The 17,010-nt window shown below is 63.8% G+C and carries 13 protein-coding genes and 1 tRNA gene; 3 read left to right on the forward strand and 11 right to left on the reverse strand.

Features of this window, described 5'->3' with window-relative positions:
* Position 1: 1 nt before the first annotated feature.
* The 7 genes from Q0L48_RS00540 to cpdR form a co-directional block, all read right to left on the reverse strand.
* Positions 2-184, reverse strand: a complete 183-nt coding sequence (locus tag Q0L48_RS00540) for a hypothetical protein (RefSeq protein WP_296716093.1) — start codon at positions 182-184, stop codon at positions 2-4.
* A 102-nt stretch (positions 185-286) separates the two neighbouring features.
* Positions 287-2,050, reverse strand: a complete 1,764-nt coding sequence (locus Q0L48_RS00545) for a cation:proton antiporter (RefSeq protein ID WP_296716095.1) — start codon at positions 2,048-2,050, stop codon at positions 287-289.
* A gap of 31 nt (positions 2,051-2,081) precedes the next feature.
* A complete protein-coding gene (locus tag Q0L48_RS00550) occupies positions 2,082-3,722 on the reverse strand; it encodes a bifunctional GNAT family N-acetyltransferase/carbon-nitrogen hydrolase family protein (RefSeq protein ID WP_296716097.1) in 1,641 nt (546 codons plus the stop codon).
* A gap of 21 nt (positions 3,723-3,743) precedes the next feature.
* Positions 3,744-4,967, reverse strand: a complete 1,224-nt coding sequence (locus tag Q0L48_RS00555; RefSeq protein ID WP_296716098.1) for an NADP-dependent isocitrate dehydrogenase — start codon at positions 4,965-4,967, stop codon at positions 3,744-3,746.
* A gap of 182 nt (positions 4,968-5,149) precedes the next feature.
* On the reverse strand, positions 5,150-6,760 hold the full coding sequence (locus tag Q0L48_RS00560) for an ATP-binding protein (RefSeq protein ID WP_296716100.1): 1,611 nt from the start codon (positions 6,758-6,760) through the stop codon (positions 5,150-5,152).
* 148 nt (positions 6,761-6,908) lie between these two features.
* Positions 6,909-6,983 (reverse strand) — tRNA-Val (locus Q0L48_RS00565).
* A gap of 84 nt (positions 6,984-7,067) precedes the next feature.
* Positions 7,068-7,445 (reverse strand): cell cycle two-component system response regulator CpdR, encoded by a 378-nt coding sequence (gene cpdR / locus Q0L48_RS00570; RefSeq protein ID WP_296716103.1) that lies wholly within the window; start codon positions 7,443-7,445, stop codon positions 7,068-7,070.
* Between the two features lie 125 nt (positions 7,446-7,570).
* On the opposite strand from cpdR, the gene Q0L48_RS00575 reads away from it, so the two are divergent.
* A complete protein-coding gene (locus Q0L48_RS00575; RefSeq protein WP_296716105.1) occupies positions 7,571-8,560 on the forward strand; it encodes an N-formylglutamate amidohydrolase in 990 nt (329 codons plus the stop codon).
* Between the two features lie 227 nt (positions 8,561-8,787).
* Here the strand turns inward: Q0L48_RS00575 and Q0L48_RS00580 are convergent, their stop codons facing one another.
* Positions 8,788-9,579, reverse strand: coding sequence for a SapC family protein (locus Q0L48_RS00580; protein ID WP_296716106.1), 792 nt, complete (start codon positions 9,577-9,579; stop codon positions 8,788-8,790).
* A gap of 87 nt (positions 9,580-9,666) precedes the next feature.
* Positions 9,667-11,121 carry an FAD-binding oxidoreductase gene (locus Q0L48_RS00585; protein ID WP_296716108.1) on the reverse strand — a complete coding sequence of 485 codons (1,455 nt, stop codon included), beginning with the start codon at positions 11,119-11,121 and terminating at the stop codon, positions 9,667-9,669.
* A gap of 160 nt (positions 11,122-11,281) precedes the next feature.
* Here Q0L48_RS00585 and Q0L48_RS00590 point away from each other — a divergent pair, with 160 nt between their 5' ends.
* Positions 11,282-11,857, forward strand: coding sequence for a hypothetical protein (locus Q0L48_RS00590; protein WP_296716110.1), 576 nt, complete (start codon positions 11,282-11,284; stop codon positions 11,855-11,857).
* Between the two features lie 143 nt (positions 11,858-12,000).
* The gene (locus Q0L48_RS00595) at positions 12,001-13,509 is read left to right on the forward strand and encodes a DEAD/DEAH box helicase (protein WP_296716112.1); all 1,509 of its coding nucleotides are present in this window, start codon (positions 12,001-12,003) and stop codon (positions 13,507-13,509) included.
* A gap of 3 nt (positions 13,510-13,512) precedes the next feature.
* Here the strand turns inward: Q0L48_RS00595 and Q0L48_RS00600 are convergent, their stop codons facing one another.
* On the reverse strand, positions 13,513-14,268 hold the full coding sequence (locus Q0L48_RS00600) for a hypothetical protein (RefSeq protein ID WP_296716114.1): 756 nt from the start codon (positions 14,266-14,268) through the stop codon (positions 13,513-13,515).
* A 188-nt stretch (positions 14,269-14,456) separates the two neighbouring features.
* Positions 14,457-16,763 carry an ATP-dependent helicase gene (locus Q0L48_RS00605; RefSeq protein ID WP_296716116.1) on the reverse strand — a complete coding sequence of 769 codons (2,307 nt, stop codon included), beginning with the start codon at positions 16,761-16,763 and terminating at the stop codon, positions 14,457-14,459.
* Positions 16,764-17,010 lie beyond the last annotated feature (247 nt).

Raw genomic sequence — 17,010 nt, forward strand, 5'->3', positions numbered from 1 at the left:
CTCAGTTGCCAGGCGTGCGCTTGGTTTGCGGGTCGCTGCCATGCGAGACGTCATAGCCCTCGGTATCACCCGGACTGCCGCGGCGGTCCGTCGGGGCCTTGTCCTTGAGCGGACCTTTCACGTTCTGCGGCTTGAATTTCTCGTCATTGGGGGTCGGCTTTGCCGGATCGTTGTTGTCGCTCATTTTTGCTCTCCTCGCGATACCAACGCGGGGGAGAGGAAAATGTTCGGTCCGGTGCGACAGGTCGCCTTGGGCTGTCGGTCGGCGCTGGTCTGATGGCGCCGTTCAGGCTTCGGCGTTGGTTGTGCGCAGCTTGGGCTTTTCGGTCAGCCCACCTTCGCGCTCCAACTGTTCGCGGAATTCGTCGCGCTTGGCGTGAATCGAGGCGATCACAGGCCCCATTGCGATGCCGATGTCGACCAGCACCGCCTCCGATAGCTGGAGCGAGCTTTCCAGCGTTTCCGGCACGGCATGGCTGGCCCCGGCGCGGTAGAGCGCCGCGGCATGGTCTGTATCGCGCGCACGGGCGACGACCAGAAGATCGGGATAGGTACTGCGCAGTTTGGCGACGAGACGCTGGGCGAGCACGGGCTCGTCCATCGTCAGCACCACCGCCGGAGCGGTTTCGACGCCCAGGCGGGTGAGCGAATCGCCGCGTCCCGCATCGCCGAACACGGCGCGGTAACCGTCTCGCTGGGCACGTTCGATCAGGTCCGGATCGGAATCGAGCAGAACATGCGGCTGCCCGTGGGTGCGCAGCATGTCGGCGACCAATCGTCCCACGCGGCCGCAGCCGACGATGATCGTGCGATCCTCGTTATCGTCTTCATCGGGAAGCTCGGGCGCGCCGTCGACCCGCCGCGCAATTATGCGGCCGAGCTTGGCCAGCAGCGGCGTTACAGTCAGACCGATGGCGGTCACCGTCTGCCAGAATTGCGCGGTCTCGAAATCGACCACCATGGCGGCGGTCGCAGCGGCCAGCACGATCAACGTGGTCTCGCTGGGGCTCGCCATCATCACACCGGTTTCGGTCGCAGTGCTGCGGCGCGCGCCCATCACTCGCAGAAGAACGCCGGTGACGAAAGCCTTGAACACCAGCACACCGACCACCGCGAGCGCGATCGAAGTGATGTCCGCGCTGATTGCCATCAGGTCGATGCTCATGCCGATGGTGATCAGGAACACGCCGAGGGCAAGTCCCTTGAACGGCTCCATGATCATCTCGACTTCGGTGTGATATTCGGTTTCCGCGATCAGCAGCCCGGCGATCAGCGCACCGACGATTGGAGACAGACCCACCAATGCGGTGGCGAGGCTCGCGCCGATAACGACCAGCAGCGAGGCGGCAAGGAACAGTTCGGGGCTTTTGGTGCGGGCGGCCTGCGAGAACAGGCGGGGCAGGGCAAAGCGGCCCGCCACCAGCAGCACCGCGATCACCAGACCGCCCTGCCACAGGGTTTCGGCCAGCCCGCCCCAGCCGTCGTTCTGCGCCGCCGGGGCGAGCGCGCCGAGGATGAAGATGATCGGCACGATCATGATGTCTTCGAACAGCAGCATCGATAGCGCCGCGCGCCCCACCGGCGAGCGCGTCCCCGAAATCGGTAACACGATCGCGGTCGAAGAGAAGGCAAGCGCAAAGCCGAGCGCAATTGCCGCTGTCCAATCGAGCATGCCGGTCAGGCCGAGGAAGGCGGCGAGCGAAGAGCCGATGATCAGCAGTTCGAGCGCGCCCAGGCCGAACACCAGCCGCCGCAACTGCCACAGGCGGTTGAACGACAGCTCCAGCCCGATTGCGAACAGCAGCAGGACGATGCCGAAATCGGCAAAGGGGACCAGCACCTCCGGATCGTCGATCGTGATGTGGGTAAGCCAGGGTATTCGCTCGACCAAGGAGCCGAGCCCATAGGGGCCGACCAGCACGCCGATCAGGATGAAGCCGATGATCGGGGTGATGCGGAACCGGGCAAATACCGGAATCACGATCCCCGCCGCGCCGAGGATCACCAGCGCGTCGGACATAATGGGAGAGAGAGTGAGTTCGCCGGCCACGCTTATGGCTTAGCGTGGCGGAAAACCCGTGTCACCCACCACCTGCAGACGGCGGCCCGAGCGGGCGCGATAAGCCTGTTTCGCGTTCTTCGCCAAGCGGATCCTTGATGTTGCCGACCCGCTTGTCCCATTCGATCCGGTAGAGATCGAAGCGGCGATCGGCGAGGTTCATGACCGTGCCCTCGGCCCGCGCCCAGCTGAGATCGGCGAGGTTGACGTCACTGATTGTCAGTGTTTCGACATTCTCGGTCGCCTCGGCCGCGATCCCGTCACGCGCGAAGGGGAAATCGCACGGGGTGAGGATGCAGCTTTGCGCGTATTGGATGTCCATGTTTGCGACATTGGGCAGGTTGCCGACATTGCCGCTCATCACGACAAAGCACTGGTTCTCGATCGCGCGCGCCTGCGAGCAGTACCGCACGCGCATGTAACCCTGCCGGCTGTCGGTGCAGAACGGCACGAAGATGATCCGCGCGCCTTCGTCCACCAGCCTCCGGGCGAGTTCGGGGAATTCGCTGTCGTAACAGATCAGCACGCCAATCGGGCCGCAGTCGGTCGGGATCGCGTCGATGCTGTCGCCGCCCTTGATGTTCCACCAATAGGCTTCGTTCGGGGTAGGGTGGATCTTCTCCTGCGCGTGTATCGATCCGTCGCGCAGGCAGACATAGGCGACATTGTGGATGTCCCCGTCAGCCATGCGGGTCGGGTGCGAACCGCCGATGATGTTGATGTTGAAGGCCAGCGCCATTTCCGACAGGCGCTGCCGAATGCGCGGGGTGTAGTCGCTGAGCGTTTCGATGGCTTCGAGCGGGGTCAGTTCGCGCTCTTCGGCCGACAGCAGCATGACCGTGAACATTTCGGGAAAGACAATGAAGTCCGCCTCGTAATCCGCTGCGACATCGACGAAATATTCGATCTGCTTCATGAATTCATCGAAGCCGGAGACGGCACGCGATTGCAACTGGCAGGTGGCGATGCGCACGCTTTCGACATCGCGCGGCAGGCGGTGCTTGGGCGGCGCGTCGCTGTCCACATAGGGATTGCGCCAGATCATCCGCACCGCATTGCCGCGGCTGGCCTTGTCCTCGGGCAGGTATTTGGGGAGGATACCGTCCGGCTCGAAACCGTTGGCGAGCTGGAATCGCAGCACCGGATCGTGAATCTTGCTTTCGATCACGAGGTCCAGATATTCCTGCGGCGTATCGGCGCGATTGCTCTTGCGGCGCTTGGCGCGGGCATAGCCCGGCATCCGTCCGCCGAACACGATACCGGTCAGGTCGAGCCGTTCGGCAAGTGTGCGGCGTTCCTCATACAGACGCCGTCCCAGACGGGTGCCGCGCACCGCCGGGTCGACGCATAATTCATAGCCGTAAAGCCAGTCCCCGGTGGGATCGTGGCGGCTACCGAAGCCGTTGCCGGTGACTTCATCCCAAGTGTGATCGGACAGCGCCAGCCGCTCGTCCAGCCGCATCGACGCGCAGTAACCAACCACCGCGCCATCGAACATGGCAACGAAGCAGCCTTCGGGGTAGTTGTTGATCTGCCCGCGAATCTCGCCTTGGGTATAGGCAGGCAGATCGTCATAGGCGCGGCGAACGAGTTCCCCGATCGCGCGCACGTCCTTGAGCTTGGCCTGACGTATTTCCAGCCGCGCTTTCGATCTGCTTGCCAAAATTCCTCCTAAAGCCGGACCTTAAGCCCAGTTTGCCATTTCTTTTTCGAGATTCTGCACGATCGTCTCGAAGAACTGTTCGGTGGTCTGCCAATCCTGACCGGGGCCGATCAGCAGCGCCAGATCCTTGGTCATGTGGCCGTTCTCGACCGTCTGGATGCACACCCGCTCAAGCATCTCGGCAAACTTCACCACATCGGGCGTGTTGTCGAAGCGGCCGCGATACATCAACCCGCGCGTCCATGCGAAGATCGAGGCAATCGGGTTGGTCGAGGTCGACTTGCCCTGCTGATGCTGGCGGTAATGGCGGGTGACGGTGCCGTGCGCGGCTTCTGCTTCGACCGTCTTGCCATCGGGGCTGAGCAGAACCGAGGTCATCAGACCGAGCGAACCAAACCCTTGGGCCACGGTGTCCGACTGCACGTCGCCGTCGTAGTTCTTGCACGCCCACACGAACTTGCCCGACCACTTGAGCGCGGAGGCGACCATGTCGTCGATCAGGCGGTGTTCGTAGACCATGTTCTTGGCCTTGAACTTCTCGGCGAAGCCTTCGTTATCGAACACTTCCTGGAACAGATCCTTGAAGCGCCCGTCATATGCTTTCATGATGGTGTTCTTGGTCGACAGATACACCGGCCAGCCGAGGTTGAGGCCGTAGTTGAAGCTGGCACGGGCGAAATCGCGGATCGAATCGTCGAGGTTGTACATCGCCATTGCCACGCCGGCGCTGGGGAAATCGAACACGTCGAGGTCGATCTTGGTGCCGTCTTCGCCGTCGAACACCAGACGCAGCTTCCCGGGGCCGGGGATCAGGGTGTCGGTCGCCTTGTACTGGTCGCCGAAGGCATGGCGGCCGACCACGATCGGATCGGTCCAGCCGGGCACCAGCCGCGGCACGTTGTCGATCACGATCGGTTCGCGGAACACCACGCCGCCCAGAATGTTGCGGATCGTGCCGTTGGGCGACTTCCACATCTTCTTGAGGCTGAATTCCTCGACCCGCTGTTCATCCGGCGTGATCGTCGCGCACTTCACACCGACGCCGTGTTCCTTGATCGCGTTGGCCGAATCGACGGTCACCTGATCGTCGGTCGCATCGCGATTCTCGATCGACAGGTCGTAATAGCGCAGATCGATGTCGAGATAGGGCAGGATCAGCCTTTCGCGAATCCACTGCCAGATGATCCTGGTCATCTCGTCGCCATCGAGTTCGACGACCGGGTTTGCGACTTTGATTTTCTGCATGGCTATTAGGCCCCATTCTCATCGCCCGTCCGCGGGCTGCCTGTGAGTGAACAGGATGTCGTGAAAGATCCCGCGCGGGCTTTAGCAGGGCTTGGCGCGCTTGCAAGCCGGGTCCCCTGCAAGTGATTTGCAAAATCCGCGGCGTCCGGTGGACTGCACGGCAGGTCGTGCCGGTGCGCCGATCAGGCGACGCCGCGCGACGGAGGCGAGGCAGCAGAATCTTGGTCGTCCGAAGCGGATTCGTCGCTTGCCTCCCGCAACAGGTCGGCCATGCCGGGAACGGTAATGCTGCGATCGCCGCCGAAATCCTCGCGCACCACGATCAAGCCGCCGCGTTCGAGATGATCAAGCAAGCGGCGCACGCGGCTGGGCGACGAACTGCCGTATAGCCGGGCAAGTTCGCCTTCATCGGGCATCGGCGCGTCGTGCGCTGCTGCCACCAGAATGGCGAGATAGGGGGCGAGGACATCATCATCCACCGCGCCCGCCATGGATTCGATCTGCGCGCGTGCCGGTGCGGCCAGACGTTCGACCCCCGCGACCTCGAAGGCGAAGAGGCGGCGGAAGCGGGCAAGGTCGACATGCGCGCTGGCAACACCTTGCTGGCGGCAGCGAATCGCGAAATCGCGGAACAGCGCCGTGGCCGGGCGGAATGTTGCACCATCGCTGGCTGCGATTTCGCGCACAATGTCGGCTATGCCGGGTGCGCTCTCATCGTCACTGCTAGCGGGGCTGACGGCGCGCAGCCGGGGCGGGGGTGCTTCCGGTGCTTGCGGTTTGACAGTACTGGCGTCGGCTTGGCTGCCGATCGGTGCCAGCGGCGGCTTCGCCTCTGGCACTGGCAACGTCGGCACCGATTTCAAAGCCTGCTCCAGATCGGCCGCCGGTCGGGTCGGCGGCGCAGGCGCTTTGCGTGCCGACTGATCGCTTGCCGCTTCGGCGAGCCGATCATTGAGCAGCGCCTCCATTTCATCGCCGGGTGCATCGGGCAGAGGCAGCAGCACTTGTGCCGCGTTCTTGCCCGCAGTGCGAACCGGGCCGATCTGCACGGCCACCGGGCGTCGGCTGATAGCGGGGCCAAGGCCGAGGAATTGTCCGCGTTGCAAATCGCGGATGCGTTCCGCCTGCCGCCGGTCCATGCCGAGCAGATCGGCGGCGCGCTGCATGTCGATATCCAGAAACGTCCGGCCCATCAGGAAGTTCGAAGCTTCCGCTGCGACATTCTTGGCCAGTTTGGCCAGCCTCTGGGTGGCGACGATCCCGGCCAGCCCGCGCTTTCGCCCACGGCACATCAGGTTGGTCATCGCCGACAGCGTCAGGCGGCGGGTGTCGTCGTTCATCTCGCCAGCAGCAGCAGGCGCGAACATCTGCGCCTCGTCCACCACCACCAGCGCCGGAAACCAGTGTTCGCGCGGGGCATCAAACAGCGCGGTGAGAAACAGGGCGGCGCAGCGGATTTGCTGTTCCACCTCCAACTCCTCCAGCGCCAGCACGACCGAAGCGCGGTGCTGCCGCACGCGGCCCGCCAGCGCCTCGATCTCGCGTGGGGAATAGGCAGCGGCGTCGATCACGACATGGCCGTAATGATCCGCCAGAGTCACGAAATCGCCTTCGGGATCGATCACCACCTGCTGCACCCGGCCGGCGCATTCCTCTAGCAACCGGCGCAGCAGATGCGATTTGCCCGATCCGGAATTGCCCTGCACCAGCAGACGCGTGGCCAGCAGCTCTTCAAGATCGATGAAGATGCTTTGCCCCGTATTGTCCCGGCCCATGTCGATTGCTGCGCTCACCCATGCGGGCTTAGGCACACCGGGCGCAGGCGGGAAGGCGCTCCGGCCAGTTTTCCAGTGATAAGGGCCGAACCGGCGCGCCATTCACCGCAAACCGACGGGCAAAGAAAAACCCCGCCAACTCTGTGGAGTTGCGGGGCTTTTGCGATGGTGGGCGTAGCAAGGATTGAACTTGCGACCCCTACGATGTCAACATAGTGCTCTACCACTGAGCTATACGCCCGCACCATCGGAAGCGGCGCCTCTTGTCGAAGCGGAGGCGGCCATTACCGCAGCACCGATCAGGGCGCAAGTGATTCGGGCAGGCTTAACCGGCCTCCTCGAATGCCCGCTCTACTTCCAGCACCAGATCGCGCAGGTGGAACGGTTTGGACAGCACTCGTGCGCTCGGCTGTTCGCGGCTGGCGCGCAGGGATACTGCGGCAAAGCCGGTGATGAACATCACCTTGGTTCGCGGGGAAATCTCGGCGCAGCGCTGCGCCAGTTCGATTCCGTCCATCTCGGGCATGACGATGTCGGACAGCAGCAGATCGAAATCGCCGGTTTCGAGCAACGGAATGGCCTCGGTGCCGCGATCGACCGCACTCACGCGGTAACCCGCATTGGTCAGCGCACGTTCGAGATAGGTGCGCATCGCCTCTTCGTCTTCGGCGAGCAGGATGTGCGGGGCATTGGTTCCGGTCATGTCCGGCAACTAACACGGCGGGCTTAAGAAATCTTTGTCTGTCGCGGCGAAACCACGGGATAGGTGCTGGCACCCGGCATCAGCCTTTGACAGACAAGCACAAAAGCTTCAGCACAGTTGTCCAGATGCGTCTCTCTCCGCCCGGTTCCGATGATCCCGCCGCCTTTCCGCAAGGCGACCATTTGCGCGTCAGCGGCGGGCGGGTGCCGGGGCTGAATGATGCTCCTTCCTACAGCTTTGTCGTCCCGCGCCGGATGCGGTTGCCGGTTCTGGTGGCGGTGCCGCACGCAGGCCGCGCTTATCCGCCGCAGGTCGTGGCACGGATGCGCGATCCGGCAGGCGCGCAATTGCGGCTGGAGGATCGCCTGGTCGACCGGCTCGGCATTGCCATCGCCGAAGCGACCGGGGCGGGCCTGCTGGTCGCTCACGCGCCGCGCGCGCTGCTCGATCTGAACCGGGCCGAGGATGACATTGATTGGGACATGGTCGAAGGCGGGCAGCCCGAAGGCCTTGCACCGCAATCGCCAAGCGGGCCGGGCTGCAATCGCCGTGCGCGCAGCGGTCTGGGGCTGGTGCCGAGGCGTCTGCCGGGATCGGGCGAAATCTGGCGCGGGCGGCTGCCACGCGCCGAATTGAAAGCACGAATTGCCGGGATTCACCGCGCTTATCACGCATTTCTTGCAGACGAACTGGCAAAGATTCGCTCGGAATGGGGTGCGGCCCTGCTGATCGATCTGCATTCGATGCCCCCGCTCCGCCCTGCAGACGGCGAGCGCGAAGCACCGCAGATCGTTCTGGGCGACAGGTTCGGGATCAGTTGCAATCGCGGGTTGATGGCCTGCGCGCTGCGTCACTTCGAAGCGCGCGGCTGCACGGCTACGCAAAACCGGCCCTATTCGGGCGGCTATGTGCTTGATCGCCACGGCGCGCCGCAAGACGGGATCCATGCGCTTCAGATCGAAGTGTGCCGCACGACCTATCTGGATGATCGTCTGGCCGAGCCGGGCCTAGGGTTGGCGGCAATGGCACGATTACTAGCGTCGATGGTGCGCGAGATGGGGGCGGAGACGGCCGCGCTCGGCGGCGGCGGTAACCTTCTGCAAGCGGCCGAGTGAGCCGACTCAGCGCGAAACAACGAACCACCCCGATGCATGAGGGGGGAGTGCACGGGGTGGTCAAGGTTCAGGGGATTGCGCTTTTAGCGCCTCATCGGCGGACGCATGAGGGAGAACGCCGCCGACATCCCTGAAATAGAAATCGGGCGGCCCCGTTTCAACCGGAGCCGCCCGTCTTCCTTTGTGTCATGCGATGCAAGCTGGTCGACGTGCGACGAGCCGTGCGATCAGTTGGGCACGCCCTGCGGAGCAGACTGCGCCACCGGCACCTTGCCTTGTGCCATCTGCCGTTCGAACAGCGAACGCATCAGGTTGAGCGAGAACAGGTGAGCGTGGATCAGGATCAGCATCCCGTTCTTGTTCAGGGCGTCCAGCTTTTCGATCGGCAGTTCGCGCAGCTTGGCTTCGTCCACCATGCGGAAGCCGCGATAGATGAACGGCGTGTCGGGCTGGTCGTTGCGGGTGATCGCAATCTCGCCGTCCATCAGGATGCCGAGCTTGCCCAGTTCGTCCATGAACGCCTTGGTGCGCTGACCGGCTTCTTCGAACCGGCGGCAGAATTCGAGCACGCCTTGCGTGTATTCGGTCGGCTCGGCCTTTTCGTCGAAGAAGGCCAGACCATCATCGCGCTTGCTGATGAAATCGACCGTCGGGTCGAAGCACAGCGACAGATCGTCCGCTTCGGGGCGCAGGCGGGCCAGCATGAACGGATAACGCCGCACATAGGCCGGGACATAGACCTGGCTGGTCAGCTTGTTATTTTCGTCCATGAAGGTGTTCACGCCTTCGTTCAGGCCGAACAGCGCGATCGGAAGCGGATTGTCACCGGCGGTGAACACGATCGGATAGTTGCGCTGCGCATCGATGAACTCGTCGCTGGTCAGCGGAACCGCATGGGTTTGGGCGAGGAACGCCGCACCTTCTGCCGTACCGACCTTCCAATCGGCATGGTCGCGGCTGTTGAGCGGAAGCAGATCTTTGTAGAACAGCGGAAGTTGCGGTTGCGGCGCGCTGGCCATGAATTCGTCTCCGAGAAAAATCAGTTGCGGGTGATCCCTGCGGCAGGCTCCCCCCGCCGGACGCGGCGCCTGTAGGCTTTTGCGGCTTCAGGTGCAAGCCGCAGGGACAGACATCAACAGCTTGCCGGGGTTCAGCAGTCCCATCGGATCGAGCGCCTGCTTGACGCTGTTCATAACCGCCAGCGCCACCGGATCATGCAGCCGGGCAAGTTCCGCCACTTTCATCTGCCCGATCCCGTGTTCGGCGCTGATCGAACCGCCCCATTCGCTCACCAGATCATGAACCCGCGCGCTGACCGCCTTGCCTTGCGTTTCCTCCCATTCCCCCCGAACCGATCCGGCGGGCGCAAGGACGTGGAAATGCACGTTGCCATCGCCCAGATGGCCGAAGGCGGCGGCGCGGGTGCCGGGAAACTCCGCCTCGATCAGCGGGCTGGCAGCAAGAATGAATTCAGGCATCTTTTCGACCGGTACCGAGATATCGTGCTGCATCGCCGGGCCCAATGCGCGCTCGGCAGCCGAGATCGAGTCCCGCAAGTGCCAAAAGTCTTCGGCCTGACGATCATTCGCGGCGATCACCGCGTCTGCGAACATTCCTTCTTCCAGCGCAGCGGCAAGGCTGGCTTCGAGCCGTTCGCGCAAGGCAGCGCTGTCGCTGCTGGCGGACACGCATTCGATCAGCGCATTCCACGCATGCGCTTCGTTCAATGGCGCGCGCGCTGAGGGTTGGTGAGCCAGTACGCTGTCGAGGCAATGGGAAGGCACCACTTCAAAACCTTCGAGCGCCTCGCCCAGATCGCGCTCCACACGGCGTAGCAGGCTGCGCGCGGCAGTGATCGATGAAAGGCCCGCCCATGCCGTTACCCGCCCGGTTGGCGCAGGCAGCAGCCTGAGCGTCGCTGCGGTGACGATCCCCAAGGTGCCTTCGGAACCGATCAGCAACTGTTTGAGATCAAACCCGCGGTTATCCTTCCTGAGCGGGGTGAGGGTATCGAAAACCTCGCCATTGGCGAGCACCGCTTCCAGCCCCAGCACCTGCGCGCGCATCGTACCGTGGCGCAGCACCTGCGTGCCGCCTGCATTGGTCGAAACCAGCCCGCCGATGGTGGCCGAACCTTTGCCCCCTAACGTCAGCGGGAACCGCATCCCGGCCTCCTCCGCCGTGTCATGCAGGTGCTGCAGGATGACTCCTGCCTCGCACACGATCTGCCCGGCGTCGGTATCAAACCTGCGAACCCGGTCCATCCGCCGCAGGCTCAGCAGCAACGCGGTGCCGGTTTCATCCGGCGTTGCGCCGCCCGCCATGCCGCTATTGCCGCCCTGCGGGACGATCGGCACGCGGAAGCGGGCGCATAGCGCGACCAGCGCGGCGACTTCCTGCGTGGTGGCAGGAGATGCCATCGCCATGGCGCGCCCCGTGTAGCGTCCGCGCCAATCGGTCAGCCACCCCTCCATCCGTTCGGGATCGGTGGTGAGACCGCGCGGGCCGAGCAGGGTCGCGGCTTCATCGAGAAAGGCGGGGGCATTCGAGGCGATAGACATTGTTGCTCCCTTGCCACAGTCCACGGCAATTGTGCCAGCGGTTTTGCACCCTGTCGCGGTCCAGTTAAGGCACGGTTCAATCGCCGCCGTTAGGGCAGGGCGGGTCGGTTGCACCAGTCGCCGCACGATGCCGTCCCGCGAGGAGAGACTTTCCGTAGCCATGTCCAGCCTGTTTGCCCTGACAGCGTCTGCAACGCTGCTGCTGCCGATTGCGGTGGGCGCGGCTTTGCCGGCGGAAAGCGGGTCAGCGGCTGGCCACGAACGGTGGTCCGCGCCGCAATGCGACGCTGCAGCGTTGCAGGACGAGCCGAAGATCAATCCGCTTTCGACCCTGCGCGCATCCCAGACCGCGCGGCAGGTGCGGATCGAACAGCGTGTGGTGGTGCGGATCGCGCCGCGCCCGCCCGCCGCGCGCCAGAACATGTTGGCAGAGCTTCCCCAACGCGCGATCGCCCCCCGGTTCGAAGAAGCGCGCAAGGAAAAATGCGTCCCGCTTGACGGGATAGCAGGCGTGCAGACCGGCAGCGGCAACCGCCTGGTGCTGTTTCTGCGCGATCAACGGATGATCTCCGTCAACCTCGACAAATCGTGCCGCGCGCGGGACTTTTATTCCGGTTTCTACGTCGAGAAAAACAAGGACGGGCGGCTGTGCGTCGACCGCGACAAGCTGCAATCGCGTACCGGAGTTCGCTGCGAGGTCGAGGCGATGCGCCAGCTGGTCCAGGTTAGCGAGTAATGCTTCGGTGCGCGATGCGCGCGTTTCCTTGACTTTCTCGCCAGTTTGAGTGAAAGCCGCCAGAGCCTTGCGGCGCTTCTTGCGCGCGCAGGCCAGCAATCACGGCAGCAACCCTGCCCGCTTACCCGGACACCACACACCGCATGACCTTCGCCGATCTCGGCCTTTCGCCCGAATTGCTCAAAGCCGTCGAGGACGCGGGCTATACAACGCCAACCGCGATTCAGGCGCAGGCGATCCCCACCGTGCTGATGATGCGCGACCTGATAGGTATTGCGCAAACCGGCACCGGCAAGACCGCCAGCTTCGTGCTGCCGATGATCGACGTGATGGCTTCGGGCCGCAGGCGCGCGCTGATGCCGCGTTCGCTGATCTTGGAGCCAACGCGTGAACTCGCGGCGCAGGTGGCCGAAAACTTCGAGAAATACGGCAAGAATCACGATCTGAAGATGGCGCTGCTGATCGGCGGCGTGCAGATGGGTGACCAATTGAAGGCGCTATCCGACGGCGTCGACGTGCTGATCGCGACGCCCGGACGCCTGATGGACCTGTTTGAACGCGGCAAGATCATGCTCAACGGCTGCGAGCTGCTGGTGATCGACGAGGCTGACCGGATGCTCGACATGGGGTTCATCCCCGATATCGAATTCATTTGCTCCAAACTGCCCGAAACCCGCCAGACGATGCTTTTCTCGGCGACCATGCCGCCGCCGATCGAGAAGCTGTCGAAGAAATTCCTGACCAATCCCAAGCGGATTGAAGTCAGCCGCGCGGCGTCGACCAATGCCGACATCACCGCCTTCAAGGTGCCGGTGAAGTCGCGGGCGAAGAAGGATACGCTGCGCTGGTTCCTCGAGAATGATCTGGTGGAAACCGCGATCATCTTCGCCAACCGCAAGACCACGGTGCGCGAACTCAATCAGAGCCTGACCCGCTTCGGCTTTCGCTCGTCCGAAATTCACGGCGACATGGACCAGTCGAGCCGGATCAAGGAGCTTGACCGGTTCAAGGCGGGCGAGGTGAATATTCTCGTCGCCTCCGACGTCGCGGCGCGCGGGCTGGACATCAAGGGCGTGTCCCACGTCTTCAACTATGACACGCCGTGGCACCCGGACGATTACGTCCACCGCATCGGCCGCACCGGCCGCGCCGGGGCCAAGGGCCGCGCGTTCACCTTCGTCTCGGATGAAGACGCCGAAGCGATCAGCAATGTCGAAAAGCTGACCGGCAGCGCGATCAAGACTTTCGGCAAGGATGATGTCCGGGTCGATCTGTCGGCAGCGATTGCCAAGGCTGAAGTCTCCGAAGAACCTGCAGATAAACCCGAACCGCGCGAGGAGCGCCCGGCCAGAAAGCCCCGCCGCGCCAAGGACGAACCGCGCGAGGAACGCGCGCTGCGCGAAGAGCCTGCACCGCGCGAAGAACGTGCTCCCCGTGAAGAACGTGCTCCCCGTGAAGAACCCGCTCCCCGTGAGGAACGCGCTCCGAGGGAAGAGCGTCCCCGCCGCGAAAAGTCAGCCCCGCGCACCGATCGCGTCACCGCCAGTGATAGCAGCAAGCCGCGCCGCCGCTATCAAGAGGACGAGGAACCCGTCCCCGCCGGCGAATGGAACGGCCCGCGCCCGTCATTCCTCGACATCGGCTTCGGCTGAGGTTTAGTTCTCCGGTGGGAACGCCGGAGGCGAGGCCGTGATCGGGCCCACCCAATAGATGCCGTCATAGGACGCGCGCAGCTTGCTAGGTGTCTCGCCTAGACCGATATAGGGTGGGCGGTCGCTTGTCATACGAACATCCGCTCGGTTAGCCTTGCATTCTCGTTGGCAAGTCCAAGCTTCTCCGCCGCCGCCGTGCTGTAGTTCTAGACTGACGACGGAACCATAGCTGCGTAGCCGCATCGCCATCGGTTCGAACAGTGGCCCGCCGATACTGACCGGTGCGGTTGCCGCGTGCAAACCGCCTACCAGTACGATGACCCTGTCATAGTTCTTACGGCGCGCCCCCTCGGCGATATTCTCGGCTTGCGCGGCCTGGTGAGGGCCTTGGCTGGGCAAATCGGCGAAGCGGACCTTCTGCGCATCGTCGCACGTGCCGTTGAAGGCGACAATATCGACCTCCGCACCCCCATCCTTCAGCGCATGGGCGCCAAGCACCAGCGCCAGCATCGCTTCGCGCCCCACGCCATCGAAACGCCCGCGCCAGCCGCGGTCGGGGAGCGCGGCGCGGAAGGCGTCATGCGGCAGCGCCCACGCATCCTGCCAATCAGCGTTGGCAACGGACGGATGCTCTACCGCCAAAAGCACGCGGTGGCTCAGGATTGCCTCGGCGCAGACGATCCGGGCGATCAGCGCTGGGGCCGCGGGTGCCATGCGTTTCGCCGAACACCACGAAATCGGGATCACGCGCGAGGACATCGGCCCAGCCTTCCGGCGCGGTGCAGTCGGTTTTATCGGATTGAGCTTCACTTTGTGCGGCAAGTGCGGCGGGCAGGCACAGGGCAAGGGCGGCCAACAGCGACTTCATGATCGAGGCTCCGACGCATCAGGGCTGCGGCCAGCCTAACATGCCTAGGGTTCACCGAAAAGACTGCGAAATCAGAACGCTACTCCACCACCTTCACGAAACTATCCAGCACGCGCTTCTCACCGGCATCCTCGAACTGGATCGTCAGCTTGTTGCCTTCCTGATCGATCACACAGCCGGTGCCGAATTTGTCGTGGCTCACCATCGCGCCGATCGCGATGTCGCTGCGTGCTGGCGCGGCGAAACTGGCTGCTGACCGCGTGTTCTCGCGCACTCGTGCAGGCCGCGTGTCGTATCCGGATGCCAGAGCGCGCTGCCAGCCGGGGCCGCGGGTCTGGGCGCGTTCGGGCCGGTCGCGAGCGACGTGGGCGAACGGGTCTTCCTGCTCGCTCCAGTTGGCACGCCACAGGGAAGCGCCGCCGGTCAGCGTGGTTTCCTGCTCGATATGCTCTTCCGGCAAATCCTCGATGAAGCGCGAGGGGATGGAGCTGGTCCACTGGCCATAGATGCGCCGGTTGGCAGCGTGGAGGATGGTGCAATGCCGCCGGGCGCGGGTGATCGCGACATAGGCGAGGCGGCGTTCCTCCTCGAGGCTGGCCAGCCCACCTTCGTCGATTGCGCGCTGACTGGGAAACACGCCTTCCTCCCAGCCGACGCAGAAAATGTTGTCGAATTCTAGACCCTTGGCGGCGTGGATCGTCATGATCGTCACCCGTTCGCCATCGTCGGCGCGGTCATTGTCCATGACGAGGCTGACATGTTCGAGGAAGTCGCCGAGGCTTTCGTAGTCCTCCATCGCGCGCGCGAGTTCCGAAAGGTTTTCCGTGCGACCGGCGCTTTCGGGAGAGCGATCGGCGGCCAGCATCGCGTTGTAGCCCGATTCTTCCAGCACCAGTCGCAGCAGATCGGACGGCGTCACAGTCTCGGCCGTTTCGCGCCAGTGCAGAAATTGCCGCATCAGCCCGCCGATGGTGTTCGCCGCGCGCGCGGGAAGTTCGTCGCTGTCGGCCAGTTGCAGCGCCGCCGCCGCCAGCGGCAGACCCATACGGCGTGCATGCTGGTGCATCTTCTCCAGCGCCTTGGCACCCAGCCCCCGCTTGGGGACATTGTGAATGCGCTCGAATGCCAGATCGTCCTGCGGCTGGGCGATCAGGCGCAGATAAGCCAGCGCATCGCGGATTTCGGCGCGTTCGTAGAACCGGAATCCGCCGATGATGCGGTAATTCACCCCGATCTGGATGAAGCGATCTTCGAACTCGCGGGTCTGGTATTGCGCGCGCACCAGAATGGCGACCTTGTCCAGCGGTGCGCCCTGACCTTCCAGCCGCTCGATCGCCTCGCCTACCCGGCGCGCTTCCTCGGGCGCGTCCCACACGCCGATCACCTTGACCTTGTCGCCGCCGTTTACTTCGGTCCACAGCGTCTTGTCATGGCGCTGGCTATTGGCGCGGATCAGGCCCGCCGCCGCACCGAGGATGTGCGGGGTGGAACGGTAATTCTGTTCCAGCCGGATGACCTGCGTGCCCGGAAAATCCTTTTCGAAGCGCAGAATATTGGCGACTTCGGCCCCGCGCCACGAATAGATCGATTGGTCGTCGTCGCCGACCACGCAGATGTTCTTATGCTCCTGCGCCAGCAGCCGCAGCCACAGATACTGCACCGCGTTGGTGTCCTGATATTCGTCCACCATAATGTAGCGGAAGCGGCGCTGGTAATCGGTGAGGATATCGCGATGATTGCGCAGGATGTTGAGCATGTGCAGCATCAGGTCGCCGAAGTCGCAGGCGTTCAGCGCCGTCAACCGCTCCTGATAGCGTGTGTAGAGCGCCGCGCCGCGCCCGTTGGCGTAGGCCTCGTTTTCTGCCGCATCGAGATCGGCGGGGTTCAGACCGCGGTTTTTCCAGCGATCGATCAACCCGGCAAGCTGGCGTGCGGGCCAGCGCTTCTCGTCAAGGTCTGCCTCGGTGATCAGCGCCTTGAGCAGACGGATCTGATCGTCGGTGTCGATGATCGTGTAATTGTGCTGCAATCCCACCAGTTCGGCATGGCGGCGCAGCATCTTGGCACAGATCGAATGGAAGGTGCCGAGCCACGGAATGCCCTCCGCGCCGGGGCCGAGATGATGCGCCACGCGTTCGCGCATTTCGCGGGCGGCTTTGTTGGTGAAGGTGACGCACAGGATCTGGCTGGGGTAGGCGCGCCGGGTGGCCACAAGATGCGCCAGCCGCGCGGTCAGCGCCGCGGTCTTGCCCGTACCCGCCCCCGCGAGCATCAGCACCGGGCCTTCCGTGGCGAGCACAGCAGCACGCTGCGGCGGGTTCAACCGCGCAGCATAATCTGGAACGTCATCGCGCGGCGGCGCAGGGCAGGGCAGGTTGTCGCTCATGGTTCTGATGTGAACAGGTAGGGAACAATGCAGTCACGGGCAAGCCGCGAAGCGACGAATTGCCCCGGATAGAGAGCAGAGGGAATTCAGTCCGCCGTTTTTCTGCGTCGCTTTCCGCCCGGGCGTGGCGGCACCGGGATGCCCGGACCGGGGGATGGATTGCCTTGCGCGCTCCCGCCGCTCAAGTGGGGGACATCCGGCGAGCAGGGGACTGAACCGCCGGGTGAGACTTTGCGTTCGTCATGCT

The sequence above is a fragment of the Erythrobacter sp. genome (assembly GCF_024305245.1).
Taxonomy (GTDB): domain Bacteria; phylum Pseudomonadota; class Alphaproteobacteria; order Sphingomonadales; family Sphingomonadaceae; genus Erythrobacter.